The sequence below is a fragment of the Sphingobium naphthae genome (genome assembly GCF_043589935.1).
Taxonomy (GTDB): domain Bacteria; phylum Pseudomonadota; class Alphaproteobacteria; order Sphingomonadales; family Sphingomonadaceae; genus Sphingobium; species Sphingobium naphthae_A.
In genome coordinates, this window is the sequence record NZ_CP171454.1 from 1,332,751 (window position 1) to 1,346,637 (window position 13,887).

The 13,887-nt window shown below is 66.8% G+C and carries 16 protein-coding genes; 2 read left to right on the forward strand and 14 right to left on the reverse strand.

Translation table 11 applies throughout. From position 1 onward, the window contains the following. Window positions 1-4: 4 nt before the first annotated feature. From ACGGKE_RS06510 to ACGGKE_RS06525, 4 genes are read right to left on the reverse strand one after another with little or no spacing between them, the layout of a single operon-like run. Window positions 5-475 (reverse strand): DUF1178 family protein, encoded by a 471-nt coding sequence (locus ACGGKE_RS06510; protein ID WP_394441163.1) that lies wholly within the window; start codon window positions 473-475, stop codon window positions 5-7. Further along, entirely contained in the window at window positions 472-1,302 is an 831-nt protein-coding gene (locus ACGGKE_RS06515) for a carbon-nitrogen hydrolase family protein (protein WP_394441775.1), read from the reverse strand. Before ACGGKE_RS06515 ends, ACGGKE_RS06510 begins: the two co-directional genes overlap by 4 nt. Before the next feature lie 5 nt (window positions 1,303-1,307). Beyond that, entirely contained in the window at window positions 1,308-1,565 is a 258-nt protein-coding gene (gene grxC / locus ACGGKE_RS06520; RefSeq protein ID WP_228165763.1) for a glutaredoxin 3, read from the reverse strand. Between the two features lie 48 nt (window positions 1,566-1,613). Continuing rightward, window positions 1,614-2,396, reverse strand: coding sequence for a double zinc ribbon domain-containing protein (locus ACGGKE_RS06525; RefSeq protein WP_394441166.1), 783 nt, complete (start codon window positions 2,394-2,396; stop codon window positions 1,614-1,616). A 41-nt stretch (window positions 2,397-2,437) separates the two neighbouring features. Between ACGGKE_RS06525 and ACGGKE_RS06530 the strand changes: the two genes are divergently transcribed. Then, window positions 2,438-3,292, forward strand: a complete 855-nt coding sequence (locus ACGGKE_RS06530) for a methyltransferase domain-containing protein (RefSeq protein WP_394441169.1) — start codon at window positions 2,438-2,440, stop codon at window positions 3,290-3,292. Between the two features lie 15 nt (window positions 3,293-3,307). On the opposite strand, the gene ACGGKE_RS06535 is transcribed toward ACGGKE_RS06530, so the two are convergent. Further along, the gene (locus tag ACGGKE_RS06535; protein WP_394441172.1) at window positions 3,308-4,189 is read right to left on the reverse strand and encodes a metallophosphoesterase family protein; all 882 of its coding nucleotides are present in this window, start codon (window positions 4,187-4,189) and stop codon (window positions 3,308-3,310) included. Window positions 4,190-4,259: 70 nt separating this feature from the next. Between ACGGKE_RS06535 and ACGGKE_RS06540 the strand changes: the two genes are divergently transcribed. Next, on the forward strand, window positions 4,260-5,156 hold the full coding sequence (locus ACGGKE_RS06540; protein ID WP_394441175.1) for a diacylglycerol/lipid kinase family protein: 897 nt from the start codon (window positions 4,260-4,262) through the stop codon (window positions 5,154-5,156). 86 nt (window positions 5,157-5,242) lie between these two features. On the opposite strand, the gene rpmE is transcribed toward ACGGKE_RS06540, so the two are convergent. From rpmE to frr, 9 genes are all read right to left on the reverse strand, one after another. Beyond that, complete coding sequence (gene rpmE / locus ACGGKE_RS06545; RefSeq protein ID WP_009822308.1) at window positions 5,243-5,467, reverse strand: 50S ribosomal protein L31; 225 nt, start codon at window positions 5,465-5,467, stop codon at window positions 5,243-5,245. 112 nt (window positions 5,468-5,579) lie between these two features. Continuing rightward, window positions 5,580-6,020, reverse strand: coding sequence for a 3-hydroxyacyl-ACP dehydratase FabZ (gene fabZ, locus ACGGKE_RS06550; RefSeq protein WP_394441179.1), 441 nt, complete (start codon window positions 6,018-6,020; stop codon window positions 5,580-5,582). A 43-nt stretch (window positions 6,021-6,063) separates the two neighbouring features. Next, the gene (locus tag ACGGKE_RS06555) at window positions 6,064-6,720 is read right to left on the reverse strand and encodes an OmpH family outer membrane protein (protein WP_394441181.1); all 657 of its coding nucleotides are present in this window, start codon (window positions 6,718-6,720) and stop codon (window positions 6,064-6,066) included. Then, window positions 6,720-9,368 carry an outer membrane protein assembly factor BamA gene (bamA, locus tag ACGGKE_RS06560; RefSeq protein WP_394441183.1) on the reverse strand — a complete coding sequence of 883 codons (2,649 nt, stop codon included), beginning with the start codon at window positions 9,366-9,368 and terminating at the stop codon, window positions 6,720-6,722. The genes ACGGKE_RS06555 and bamA overlap by 1 nt, the downstream gene beginning before the upstream one ends. A gap of 86 nt (window positions 9,369-9,454) precedes the next feature. Then, window positions 9,455-10,588: an RIP metalloprotease RseP gene (gene rseP, locus ACGGKE_RS06565; RefSeq protein WP_394441186.1), complete on the reverse strand. Its 1,134-nt coding sequence runs from the start codon at window positions 10,586-10,588 to the stop codon at window positions 9,455-9,457. Between the two features lie 16 nt (window positions 10,589-10,604). After that, entirely contained in the window at window positions 10,605-11,759 is a 1,155-nt protein-coding gene (locus ACGGKE_RS06570; RefSeq protein WP_394441188.1) for a 1-deoxy-D-xylulose-5-phosphate reductoisomerase, read from the reverse strand. Then, complete coding sequence (locus tag ACGGKE_RS06575) at window positions 11,756-12,535, reverse strand: phosphatidate cytidylyltransferase (RefSeq protein ID WP_394441190.1); 780 nt, start codon at window positions 12,533-12,535, stop codon at window positions 11,756-11,758. Before ACGGKE_RS06575 ends, ACGGKE_RS06570 begins: the two co-directional genes overlap by 4 nt. A gap of 3 nt (window positions 12,536-12,538) precedes the next feature. Then, window positions 12,539-13,279, reverse strand: a complete 741-nt coding sequence (locus tag ACGGKE_RS06580; protein WP_228165752.1) for an isoprenyl transferase — start codon at window positions 13,277-13,279, stop codon at window positions 12,539-12,541. 44 nt (window positions 13,280-13,323) lie between these two features. Then, the gene (gene frr / locus ACGGKE_RS06585) at window positions 13,324-13,881 is read right to left on the reverse strand and encodes a ribosome recycling factor (protein ID WP_394441193.1); all 558 of its coding nucleotides are present in this window, start codon (window positions 13,879-13,881) and stop codon (window positions 13,324-13,326) included. Window positions 13,882-13,887: the final 6 nt, after the last annotated feature.

The following is a 13,887-nucleotide window of genomic DNA, read 5'->3' on the forward strand; positions in this document are numbered from 1 at the left end:
TCGGTCAATTCTTCGCGTGCGGGGGGACGACCGGAAGCGGCAGGGGCGCAACCTCGACGCCTTCGTCGATCAGCGCCTTGGCTTCGGCGGGAGCGACTTCGCCGTGGATGCTGGCGCGGTCCTGTTCGCCATAGTGCATGGCGCGGGCCTGGTCGGCGAAGTCGCGGCCGACCCAGGTGGAGTCGGCCAGCAACTTCTGCTGCGCCTTGGCGACGGCTTCGACCAGCGCCTGCATCTTCGCCATGTCGATGCCGCTGGCGGCCGGCGCGGGCGTGTCAGGCAGGGGCGCGACCGCGCGGCTGTTGCCCTTGGCCGCGACGGCGGGCGCCATCACCGCCTTGGTCACGGCAGCATCGCCGCAGATCGGACAGGCGATGAGGCCGCGCGCCTGCTGCGCCTCATAGTCCGCGCTGGAGCCGAACCAGGCTTCGAACACATGGCCCTGGCCACTGCATTTAAGGTCGAACACGATCACGAAATTGTCACGTCCCTGGGCATGATCCGGCGGTTGGCGAGCGCGGGCACCCGCGCGCGCACATCCCCTATGCGCGACAAGTCGATGTCCGCAAGCCCCAAGCCCGCCGCGTCCCCCATATCGAGCAGCAGATCGCCCCAGGGATCGACCACCAGGCTGTGCCCATAGGTGACGCGGCCATCGGCATGCGTCCCGGCCTGCGCGGTCGCGATCATAACGCAGCCCGCCTCGATCGCGCGGGCGCGCAGCAGCACATGCCAATGCGCCTGCCCGGTCGGCACGGTGAAGGCGGCCGGCGCGAGCAGGATCGTCGCGCCGGCATCGGTGAGCGCGCGATACAGATCGGGAAACCGCATATCATAGCAGATCGACAGGCCCATTCGCCCCCAGGGCGTATCCACCGCGACGACCTGCTCGCCCGGCCCATAGACCGCCGACTCCCGCCAGCTTTCGCCGCTGGCGAGATCGACGTCGAACAAATGGATCTTGTCGTATCGCGCGCGGATGTCGCCATTGGCGTCGATCATCAGGCTGCGATTGGCCCAGCGGCCATCGGCGCGTTCGTCCCTGAGCGGCAGCGAGCCCAGATGCACCCACAGGCCCGCGCGCGCGGCCGCATCGCGCACGGCGGCCAGCACGGCATCCTCCGCTTCGCTGCGCAGCGTCTGCGCCGCGCGCTTGCGATCGCGATCGAGATAGCCCGCCATTTCCGGCGTGAAGAGCATGTCCGCCCCCTCGCCCTTGGCGCGGTGGACCATCTCCACGATCGCGGCGGCATTGGCGGCGGGATCGATCCCGCTCGTCATCTGGAACAGGGCGGCGCGCAGGATCGTCACTGGGCGAGCAGCGCGTCCAGCTTGCCCTCGCGGTTCAGCGCGGCGAGATCGTCGCTGCCGCCGATATGCTTACCGTCGATAAAGATTTGCGGCACGGTCGTCCGGCCGGGCGCGCGGCCCAGCATCTCGTCGCGCTTGGGGCCGCCCATGCTGATGTCATATTCCTGATAGGCCGCGCCCTTGCTGTCGAGCAGGGACTTGGCCCGGGCGCAATAGCCGCACCAGGCCTTGGTATAGATTTCCACTTTCGCCATGAAGATAAACGCTCCTTTGTCCTGAAGATGGGGGAACGCGCGGCTTTGTCAATCGGACGCATCCGCGGAGCCGCCGGCAGGCGCGGCATCGCGGTCCGGCAGCGCCCGCGCCCAGCAGAGCAGCCGCACCTCCACCGCGCCCCCTTGCTTGAGCGCACGGGCGCAGGCGGCGGCGGTCGCGCCGCTGGTATGGACATCGTCGACCAGCACGACGCGCCGCCCGCCAAAGCCATGGCCAGTCGCCAGTGCGAAGGCGCCGCGCACCGCGCGCGCCCGCTGCGCCGGGTTCATGCCGCGCAGCGGCTGCGTCCGCCTGATGCGTCGCAATCCGTGCCGATCCACCGGCCATCCGGTCAGCCGGCCGAGATGATCGGCGATAAGAGCCGACTGGTTGAAGCCGCGATTCCACAGCCGCCAGCGATGCAGCGGCACCGGCACTATCAGGGGCGGATCGCCCGCCTCCCCCGTGCCGGCATGGCGCAGCATCTGCCGCGCGATCAGCCGCGCCAGGCCGATGCGCCGGCCATATTTGAGACGCAGCGCCACGGTGCGCGCAACCGCGCCGTAGGCCAGCACCGCACGCGCGCCGTCCCAGGCGGGCGGATCGGCGAGGCAGGCGCCGCAGGCCGCCCCTTCCCCCAGATCATGGGGAAAGGGCAGGCCGCACCGCACGCAGCAGGGTTCGCCCAGAAATTCCATGCTGCTCCAGCAGTCGAGGCAGAAGGCGAAATCCTCCCCGACGATCGCGCCGCAGCCCGGGCAGCGCGGCGGCAGCGCATAATCGAGCGCGGGGCGCAACGCGGCCTTGAGAAGCGGGGCGAGAGGCATCATCTGCCTTGTTCCCGCTTCGCCGCGCATGCACAAGGCCCGCCATGGACACCCGCCCCGACATTTTCGACCGATCGCTGCGCGCGCGCCGGCGCGACCGGATGCTGCCCGGTTTTGCGGCGCATGATTTCCTGCACCGGGTGATGCTGGACGAATTGCTGGAACGGCTGGGCGATGTGCAGCGGGACCTGCCCGAAGCGCTGCTGATCGGGTGTCCGGACGACAGCGCCCGCGTCGCGCTGGAAGCGATGGGCAAGCGCGTCGCCTGCGTCGATCCCGCCTTCCTGGCGGCGCGAAAGGCCGGAGGCGTGCAGGCGGACGAGGACGCCCTGCCCTTTGCCGACGCCAGCTTCGACCTGGTGCTGGCCTGCGGCACGCTCGACAGCGTCAACGACCTGCCCGGCGGGCTGATCCTGATGCGACGCGTGCTGCGGCCCGACGGGCTGATGCTGGCGGCCTTTGCGGGCGCGGGCAGCCTGCCCCGGCTCAAGTCCGCGCTGCTCGCCGCCGAGGGTGATCGACCCGGCCAGCATGTCCATCCCCAGGTCGACGTCCGCGCCGCCGGCGACCTGCTGAGCCGCGCCGGCTTCGCCATGCCGGTGGCGGACGGGGAGATGCTGACGATCCGCTATGGCGACATCGTGCGGTTGATGCACGACCTGCGCGGCATGGGCGCTGGCAACATGCTGGCCCATCGCCCCCCACCGCTGACGCGCGAGGTGCTGATGCGCGCAGCCGCGCATTTCGCCGACAGCGCCGATCCCGATGGCCGCATCGCCGAGCAGATGGCGGTCATTTATCTGTCCGGCTGGAAACCCGATCCCAGCCAGGCGCAACCCGCGCGGCGCGGCAGCGCCACAATGTCGCTGGCGGAGGCGTTGAAAGGCAAGGCGCAGTAGCGCCAAGTCGCGGCGTCAGCCGCGCAGGACCTGATGCGGCGGAATTTTCCCCACCCGTGGCGGCTCCACCACGTCACGGGAGGTCCAGCCTTCGCCGTCATGGACATATTCCACATGGCTGGCGCGGCGGAAGCTGGCGCCGTCCCAGACGATGACCTGCAACTCCATTGCATTGTTGCGGCGGACGTGGAGCCAGTTGAAGCTTTGCGGTTCGGCATTGCGCAGGCGCGTGGAGGTGGCGGTGCCCGCCTGGATGACAAGTGCGCCGCCGCTATGCGCCACCATCTTCTGCGCGGCTTCGGCATAGGTGCGGTGGAAATGGCCGGCCAGCGCGACATGGACGCCGGCCTGGCAGACAGCTCTGACGGCATCCTCATGCCGCCCCACGGCTTCGCTCAGTTCGCCGCCCTTGCCGATGGGCATGGCGAACAGCGGATGATGGGTGACCAGGATACGAGTCTTGTCCGGCGCTACCGAGGCGAAGCGGTCGCGAAGCATGTCCATTTGATCATGATTGATCCGCCCGTCCTTGATCGTTAGCGACCGAGCGGTGTTGATGCCCAGAATTGCGACTTCGGCATCCTCGTAAAAGGGGCAGAGATCATGGCTGATATAGCGGCGATAGCGGCGCAGCGGCGCCATGAAGCGGCGCACGACATCGTAGAGCGGCACGTCATGATTGCCCGGCACGACCAGCGTCCTGAGCCCCGCAGCGTGCAGGCGACCGAGCCAGGCGGCGGCCTGGCGGAACTGGTCGATGCGGGCGCGCTGGGTGAAGTCGCCGCTGATGACCACCAGGTCCGGCTGGCGCTCCTGCAGCCAGGCGGTGGCGGCGTCGACGATCTTGGGATCGTTCGCGCCGAAATGAATGTCGGACAGATGAGCGATACGGGCCATGGCTGAGTAACGAATCGCGCGGAAAGGGTTTCCGGCCGGAGCCGATTCACCGGTGCGGAGTTATTGCGACATGGAAACGACGACCCTGCCCAAAGACGCCATATTGATCGTCAACGCCCATAGCCGACGCGGCCAGGACAATTTCGATCAGGCGCGCGAGAAGCTGGAGGCGGCCGGCGTGCGGCTGATCGCCGCGCATGCGGTCAAGGATCCCGAGCAGATGGCCGCAACGGTGCGGCAAGCGATCGACAGTGGCGCGCCGATGGTGATCGTGGGCGGCGGCGACGGCTCCATGTCGAGCACGGTGGACGAATTTGTCGGCAAGGACTGCGTGTTCGCGCTGCTGCCGCTGGGCACCGCCAACAGCTTCGCGCGCACGCTGGGCCTGCCGCTGGACCTGGACGGCGCGGTGCGGGCGATCGCGACGGGCCGGCGCCGGCGCGTCGACCTGGGGATGATCGACCGCGACTATTTCGTCAACGCCGCCTCGCTGGGCCTGTCGCCGATGATCGGGCAGACGGTGCCGCACAAGCTGAAACGCTATCTGGGCCGCGTCGGCTATCTGGTCTGGGCAGCGAAATGTTCGGTCGGCTTCCGCCCGTTCCGCCTGATCATCGATGATGGGACGCAGGAACATCGGCTATGGTCGACCGAGGTGCGCATCCTGAACGGTCCCTATCATGGCGGGGTCGAACTGTCCGATCATGCCGACGTCGATACCGGGGAGATCGTAGTGCAGGCGGTGGTCGGGCGCAGCAAGCCGCGGCTCGCCTGGGACTGGTATGCCAAATTCTTCAAGCTGCGCGATCGCGACGCGCATACGCTGGAATTTCACGGCCGGGCGTTCCGCATCGACACGCGCCCGCCCCAGCGCATCTCGATTGACGGGGAAGTGCTGGCGCGCACGCCGGTGATGGTGAAGATCGCGCCCGGCGCAATCGAGGTGGCGGTGGCGGCCGACGCATGACCCCTTGCTGACCCCGCTGCTCCGCCGCAACGAAAAAGGGCGCCCGTTTCAGGGCGCCCTTATCCTGCCATGCCATGTGAGGCCGATTACTTCTTCAGCGTCAGACCACCGAAACGCTTGTTGAAGCGCGCCACCTGGCCGCCGGTGTCGAGCTGGCGGTTGCCGCCCGTCCAGGCCGGGTGCGACTTGGGATCAATGTCGAGCGCCAGCGTGTCGCCTTCCTTGCCCCAGGTCGAGCGGGTCTGGAAGGTGGTGCCGTCGGTCATCTGGACGGTGATCATGTGGTAATCGGGGTGGGTATCGGCCTTCATGGCGAACTGCTCCTCTGATGGCCGGTTTCCGACCGGCCGGATGCGAAAATAAGCGAAGGCGCGCCGTTAGCGGTTTCGGCGCGCCAAAGCAAGCATGGTGATGGCCGTGCGATCAATCCTGCGGCGGGTCGGTGATCATCGCGACGAAATTGGCTTCCGACGCCAGCTTGCCCTCGATCATCGCCTTGCCGCTGAACTTGCAGATCGCGCCGCGATTCTGGGTCACTTCGACATGCAGGTCGAGCAGGCAGCCCGGCTCCACCGGCGACCGGAACTTCGCTCCGTCGATGCTCATGAAATAGACGAGCTTGCCCGAATCGGCCAGGTTCATCGATTCCACCGCCAGCACGCCGGCCGCCTGGGCCAGCGCCTCGACGATCAGCACGCCGGGCATGATCGGCCGGGTGGGAAAATGGCCCTGGAAAAAGGGCTCGTTCACCGACACCGCCTTAACCGCATGGATCGACTGGCTGGGCACCAGCGACACCACGCGATCGATCAGCAGCATCGGATAACGGTGCGGCAGCGCGGCCATGACCCGACGGATATCCATCGGGCCACGCGCGGTCGTTTCAACCTCTCCGTTCATTCCTGTGTCAGCGCGACTTGGGCGCCTGCGCCGGGGTCGCCGGAGCGGCAGCGGCGGGCGCTGCACCCTGGCGGCCGCCGGGCTGCCAGCCGGCCGGCGGGGTGATGCCGACGCTGGGCACCAGCGCGTTGAGTTCGGTGATCACCGCCGGGGTGATGTCCGCGCCCGAGGCGAAGCTTTCGGTCGCAGCCTTCTTGAGCACGACTTCGGCCTTTGTCTTGGCGGTCGCGGCCTTGAGCGCCTCGTCCAGCTTGTCGACGATCTGCTGCTCGACATAGGCGCGGGCCAGCGCCACCGGCTGGGTCAGGCGCTGCAGTTCGGCCTGGCCGCTCTGCTGGGCCTGCTGCAGCTGCTGGAACTGGGTTTCCAGCGCCGGCGTCGACTTGTTGCCGGCGGCCTTGTAGGCGGCCTGCAGCGCATCATTCTTGCTCTTGAGATCGGTTTCGATCGCGGTGCGGCGGCTGTTGATCTGGTCCAGCTGCGGCTTGTAGGTGGTCTGCATCTGCGTCATCGCGGTGGTGAAGGCGCTGCTCTTGGCGACGGCTTCCTCCAGGTCGACGACAGCGATGCCCGACTTGGTCTGGGCGGCGGCCGGGACAGCGGTCAGCGCGATGGCGGTCATGGGCGCCAGAACCAGCGCCGCGGCTTTAACGATAGTCTTCATCAGAATTGAGTCCCCACATTGAAGGTGATGAGCTTGTTGTCGTCCCCTGGTTCCTTGAGCAGGGCCTTGGCGATGTCGATGCGGAACGGGCCGAAGGGCGAGTTCCAGTTGACGCCAAAGCCCACGGAAACACGCGGCTTGAGCGTGTCGCCGAGATATTCCTCCTCGAAATTGCCGCCCGAGAAGCTGTAGTTGACCGGGCAGGTCGGCGCCCGCGGCGTGCCGCCCGCTTCGACCGTCGAGCCGGAGCCGGACGTGGGGGCGCAATAGCCGTTGAACTGGATCGTGTCAGGATCACGCAAGCCGGCGACCGCACCGGCATCGACGAAGATCGACGGGCGCAGGCCCATTTCGCGCGCAGCCGAGCCCAGCGGGATCTGCACTTCGGCGCGAGCGAGATAATAGACCTTGCCGCCCAGCGCGTCGTCCGAGACATTGTTGTTGCTGTTGCTGCGGGTGTAGCCGGTGGTGTTGCCGTCGTCGTCGGTCTGCGCGGTCAGATAGTAACGCTTCACGCGCGGGCCGATGCCGCGGATGTCGAAGCCGCGAATCTGCGGTTCGCCCAGGAAGAAGCGATCGACCAGGCGGACCTTGTCGACCAGATTGCCGGCCGCGTCGCGCCGTTCGCCTTCCAAGCTGTGGATATAGCCGCCCTCGCCCGACAGCGAGAAGATGAAGCCACCGCCCAGCGGCCAATATTTGGACGCGGACAGGCGGGTCTTCACATATTTGACGTCGCCGCCCAGGCCCGCGAAATCTTGGCTCAGCGTGATGTTATGACCACGCGTCGCGCGGATGCGATTGTCGCGCGTATCGTAGATCAGCGAATAACCGACCGACGAGGTGGTGCGCTTGCCGATCGCGTCGCACAGATAGCGGCCGGCCAGCAGCGGGTCGCACTCGGTGTCGCCATCGCCGTCCGTGTCCGAATAATAGGTATCCTCGTCCAGCGTCACGTCATCGAAATTGAGGCTGTAGCGCAGCGCCAGCGACATATATTCGGTGATCGGCACGCCGGCGCGGATCTGGAAGCCGGTGGTCGTCTGTTCGTAGGTCGTGTCGCGATCGTTATTGGTCAGATAGCGGAAGCTGTTGAGATCGCGACGATAGATGTCGCCGCCCAGCGCGATATTCTTGTCCATGAAATAGGGCTCGGTAAAGCCCACCTCGACCGACTTGGAATAGGCCGAATAATTGACCGACGTGCGCAGTTCCTGGCCCTTGCCGCGGAAGTTGCGCTGCGTGATCGACGCCGCGACGATGAACCGCTCCAGCGAGGAGAAGCCGGCCGACAGCGACAATTCGCCGGTCGATTTTTCCTGCACATTGGTTTCCAGGACGATGCGGTCGGGCGCCGAGCCCGGCTTCTGCTCGATGTCGAGCTTTTCCTGGAAATAGCCGAGCGAGTTGATGCGGTCCTTCGAGCGCTTGACGAGGAAGCTGTTGAACGCGTCCCCTTCGGCCAGACGGAATTCGCGGCGGATGACCTTGTCCTGCGTCAGCGTGTTGCCGTTGATGTCGACTCGTTCGACATAGACGCGCGGCGCATTGGCGATGCGGAAATTAATCCCCATCGTCAGGTCTTCCTTGTTGCGGTTGAAGTCCGGCTGGACGTCGGCGAAGGCATAGCCGAACAGGCCCGCCGTCTCGCTGAGCGTGTCGACCGTGTCCTCGACCAGCTTGGCATTATACCAGTCGCCCGTCTTCATCGGCAGGCGCTTGGTCAGATTTTCGCCAGACAGGTCGCGAATGTCCGATTCGACCTTCACATCGCCAAACTTGTACCGGTCGCCTTCCTCGACGACGTACGTGATGATGAAGTCCTGCTTGTCGGGCGTCAGTTCCGCCACCGCCGAAATGACGCGGAAGTCGGCATAGCCTTCGGTCAGGTAGAATTGGCGCAGCTTCTGCTGGTCATAGGCGAGGCGGTCGGGATCATAGCTGGTGCCCGAGGAGAAGATGCGGAACCAGCGCGACTGCTTGGTCACCATCTCGCTGCGCAGTTCGCCGTCGCTGAACTTGTCGTTGCCGATGATGTTGATCTGGCGGACCTTGGACTTTGGCCCTTCCGAGATTTCGAAGACGATGTCGACGCGGTTCTGGTCCAGCTGGACCATCTTGGGCTCGATCGTTGCGGCGAAGCGGCCCTGGCGGCGATACAGCTCGACGATGCGCGCCACGTCGGCGCGGACCTTGGAGCGGGTGTAGATCTGGCGCGGGGCGAGCTTGATTTCGGGACGGATCTTGTCGTCCTTCAGCCGCTTATTGCCTTCCAGCACGATGCGGTTGATGACCGGGTTTTCCTTCACCTCGACCGTCAGCGCGCCATTGTCGTTGCGGATCTGGACGTCGGCGAACAATTCGGTTTCGTACAGGTCGCGCAGCGCCTGGTCGAGGCTTTCCTGGCTGAAGGGCTGGCCCATGCGCAGCTTGGTGTAGGACAGGACCGTGTCCGGCTCCAGCCGCTGCGTGCCCGTCACGGTGATGGCGCGGATCGTGCCCTGCGGCGCCATGGTGGGCGCGGCGGCCGGGGCCGCGGCGGGCGCCGTCGCATCCTGCGCCATCGCCGGAACGCCCACGAGGCCCGCGATCATCGTCGTCGCCAACAGGGCGGCCACGACCGGGCGCTGCCTCATGCTGCTGTTCATCGCTTTCACCCGCTCACCTCAAACGCAAAAAGAATGTTTCCGTCGCAACAGACGACGCCAAGCCGCGCTTCCCTGCCCGAAGCGCGTCAGCCGATCAAGCCGGACAGGCTTTTCCAAAGCCCGAAAGACGACAAATCGTTGAAAGTCACCAGCAGCATCATCGCCATCAGCACCGCCAGGCCCGACCGATAGGCCCATTCCTGCGCCTGCGCACTGACCGGACGCCGCTGCACCGCCTCGATCCCGTAAAAGAGCAGATGCCCGCCATCGAGCATGGGAATTGGCAAGAGGTTGATGAACCCCAAGTTAATCGAGATGAGCGCGGTGAAGAAGATGAAGCTCTCCAACCCCAGCGTCGCCGCTTGGCCCGACACCTGCGCGATCTTGAGCGGGCCGCCCAGTTCCTTGACCGATCGTCCGCCCGTGACGATCTGGCCCAGCGTCTCGACCATGGTGCGCACGATCTGTCCAGTGCGCTCGATCGCTACCACCGGCGCGCGCAGCAGGCCGACCCGCTCGACCACCGGATCGCTGGCGCCGATGCCCAGGCGGCCGACGCGATATTGCTGGCCGAAGCCGTCATCCTCCATCACCGCGCCGATGCGCGTCTGGATCTCCAGCCGCTTGCCGCCCCGGTCGATCACGACGTCGACGGGCTCGCCCGGCCGGATGCGCGTGTACATGACCATATCGGTATAGGTGTCCATCGCTCGCCCGTTGAAGGACAGGATGCGGTCGCCGACCTGGATGCCCGCGGCATCGGCGGCGCTGCCCCGCTCGACCACGCCCGCGACGGCGGGGGTGCGGCTTTCGCCATGGACGAAGGCGAAGGTGGCGATGATGAGGATGGCAAACAGGAAGTTGATCGCCGGGCCGGCGGCGACGATGGCGGCGCGTTGCCACAGCGGCCTGGCCGGGAAGCTTTCCGCCCGCTCCTTCGCCGGCAGTTGCAGCCAGGCCGGATCGGTCATGCTGGCGGCGTTCATGTCGCCCTTGAAGCGGACATAGCCGCCCAGCGGCAGCGCCGCCACGCGCCAGCGGGTGCCGCGCCTGTCCACCCAGGCGAACAGTTCGGGACCAAAGCCGATCGAGAAGGCCTCCGCCTTCACCCCGCACCAGCGGCCGACAAGATAATGGCCAAGCTCATGGACGAAAACGAGCGGTCCGATGACCGCCACGAAGGCCAGCACGGTCAGCAGGAAGCCGGGATTCTGGATCAAGCGGTCAATCTTTCCATTAGCTGGCCTGCCGCATCACCTGACAGGCGACGTCGCGGGCCCGCGCATCGGCCGCCAGCACGTCCCCGATCGTGCCGGGCCGCCCTGCGCTATACCGGCCCAACACATCCTCCACAATCATGGCAATATCAAGGAAACCGATGCGGCCGTCCAGGAAAGCCGCCACCGCCACTTCGTTGGCGGCATTGAGGATGGCGGGCGTCGCGCCCCCTTCCGCGGCGGCCGCGCGGGCGAGCCGCAGCGCGGGAAAACGTTCCGCATCAGGCGCTTCGAAGTCGAGCCTGCCAATGGTTGCGAGGTCCAGCTTCTGGCAGAGCGTCGCAATGCGATCGGGCCAGGCGAGCGCATGGGCGATCGGAATGCGCATGTCGGGCGCGCCAAGCTGTGCCAGCGTCGAACAGTCGCGATATTCGACCATCGAATGAATGACCGACTGCGGATGGACCAGTATCTCGATCCGGTCGAGCCCGACGGAGAAGAGATGATCCGCCTCGATCAGTTCCAGCCCCTTGTTCATCATCGTCGCGCTATCGACGCTGATCTTCGCCCCCATCGACCAATTGGGATGGGCCACCGCCTGCGCCGGGGTGATGCCGACCATCTCGGCGCGGCTGCGGGTGCGGAACGGGCCGCCGCTGGCGGTCAGGATGATCCTTGCGACATCGTCGACAGCGCCGCCCGCAAGGCATTGGAAAATCGCGTTATGTTCGCTGTCGACCGGCAGCAGCGTGGCGCCCGACTCCTGCGCGGCTGCCATCATCAGTCCGCCCGCCGACACCAGCGATTCCTTGTTGGCGAGCGCCACCGTGCCGCCGGCCTTGAGCGCCGCCATGGTGGGCGGGAGGCCCGCGCAACCGACGATCGCGGCCATGGTCCAGTCCGCGCCCTGCCCCGCCGCGTCGACCAGCGCCGCCTCGCCCGCCGCCGCCTCGACGCCCGAACCGGCGAGCGCGTCCCGAAGCGCGCCATAGAGGCTGTCCTGGGCGATGACCGCGATCTGCGCGCCGACCGCCTTTGCCTGAGCGGCGAGGCCATCGACATCGCTGTTGGCGGTCAGCGCGACGACGCGATAGGCGTCGGGGTCACGCCGCACCAGATCCAGCGTCGACAGGCCGACCGACCCGGTCGCGCCGAAGATGGAGACGCTCTTCATGCCGCCTGCGCCAGCACCAGATAGACCAGCGCGGCGAGCGGCGCGGCGGCGACCACGCCATCCAGCCTATCCATCACCCCGCCATGGCCGGGCAGCAACGCGCCGCTGTCCTTGACGCCTGCGCGCCGCTTCATCGCGCTTTCCAGTAGATCGCCCAGCTGCGCCGCCACGGCGAGCAGGCCGCTCGCCGCCGCCAGCTGGATCGGCAGGCCGGCGAAGCGATGGAGCAGGAAGCCCAGCACCAGCGCCGCCAGCACGCCGCCGGCCAGCCCCGCCCAGGTCTTGGACGGGCTCACGCGCGGCGCCAGCTTGGGCCCGCCAATGGCGCGTCCGGCAAAATAGGCGCCAATGTCGGTCGCCCAGACCAGCCCCAGCGCCCAGAAGGCGAGCAGCAGCCCATAGGCATAGGGCTGCTCCCCGCGCAGGAACAGCAAGGCGGTGACCGGCAGGCAGACATAGGGGATGCCCAGCGCCAGAGCTGGCTTGCGGCTGGTGAAGGCGACTAAGAAGAAGGCCGCCGCGCCCGCGACCAGCACCGGCCAGTCGAGGCCGGCCGCCAGCGGGCACAGCAAGGCGAGCGGGATGGAGACGGCGAACATCGCCGCCTTTCGCTGTTCGGGCGTCGCGCCGGTCAGGTCGCCCCATTCGCCCTGCATCAGCACGCCCGCCACCACCAGCAGCAGCCAGAAAAGCAGGCCGCCGGCCAGCAGCGCCCCCAGCGCCAGCGCGATGAGCGCGACACCGACGATGCTGCGGGTACGAAGTTCACTGGCCATGGATCACAAGCCGCCAAAGCGGCGGTCCCTCATGCGGAAAGCGTCGAGCGCCGCCGCCAGCGCGCGGCCGTCGAAATCGGGCCAGAGCATGTCGGTGAAATAGAGTTCGGCATAGGCCGCCTGCCACAGCATGAAATTGCTCAGGCGCAATTCGCCCGACGTGCGGATCAGCAGATCGAGCGGCGGCAGCTCGCACGTGTCCAGTTCGCTGTCGATATTCTCGATCGCGATGTCCTGCGCGGCCAGTTCGCCGCGCGCGACCTTCTGCGCGATGCGCTGGGCCGCGCGGACCATTTCGTCCTGCGCGCCATAGTTGAGCGCGATGGCGATGACCGGGCCGCCATTGCCCGCGGTGCGCGCCATTGCGCCGTCGATCAGGTCGACCAGCGACGGTTCAAGCGCGCGATAATTGCCGATCACCTTCAGCCGCACGCCATTGGCGTGGAATTCGTCGATGTCGCTCTGGATGAAGTGGCGCAGCAAGCCCATCAGGTCCGCGACTTCGCTCGCGGGCCGCTTCCAGTTTTCCGAGGAGAAGGCGTAGAGCGTCAGGCATTCCAGCCCCATGTCCTGCGCCGCGCGCGCGACGCGCCGCACCGCCTCCACCCCGGCGCGATGGCCGGCGATGCGGGGCAGCAGCCGCTTCTTGGCCCAGCGGCCATTGCCGTCCATGATGATGGCGACATGACGCGCCCCGTGCAGGGGCGCGACGCTGGGCAGATCGGGCTGGGCTTGAGTGGCCATCAGAAAGACAATGCGTGCGTTGGCCGCGAAAGGAAAGCCCCGGCTTACTGGCCGAGAATTTCCTTCTCCTTCGCGCTCGACGCCGCGTCGATGTCCGCGATGGTGCTGTCGGTCAGCTTCTGCACCTCGGTCTCCAGGCGTTTGCGCTCGTCCTCGCTGATTTCGCCCTTCTTCTCGTCGGCCTTCAAACTGTCCATGCCGTCGCGGCGCACGTTGCGCACGGCGACGCGCGCGCCTTCGGCATATTTGCTGGCGAGCTTGGCCAGTTCCTTGCGGCGCTCCTCGGTGAGGTCAGGGATTGGCAGGCGCAGCGTCTGCCCGTCGACGATCGGGTTGAGGCCCAGGCCGGCCGAACGGATCGCCTTGTCGCAGGGCCCGACATTGCTCTTGTCCCACACCTGCACCGACAACATCCGCGGCTCGGGCGCGGACACGGTCGCGACCTGGTTGAGCGGCATGTGCGCGCCATAGACTTCGACGGTGACCGGATCGAGCAGCTGCACATTGGCGCGGCCGGTGCGCAGACCGGAAAGGTCGCCCTTCAGCGATTCGAGCGCGCCGGCCATGCGGCGCTCCAGATCGGCTTTGTTATATTGCGGCATGGTCTT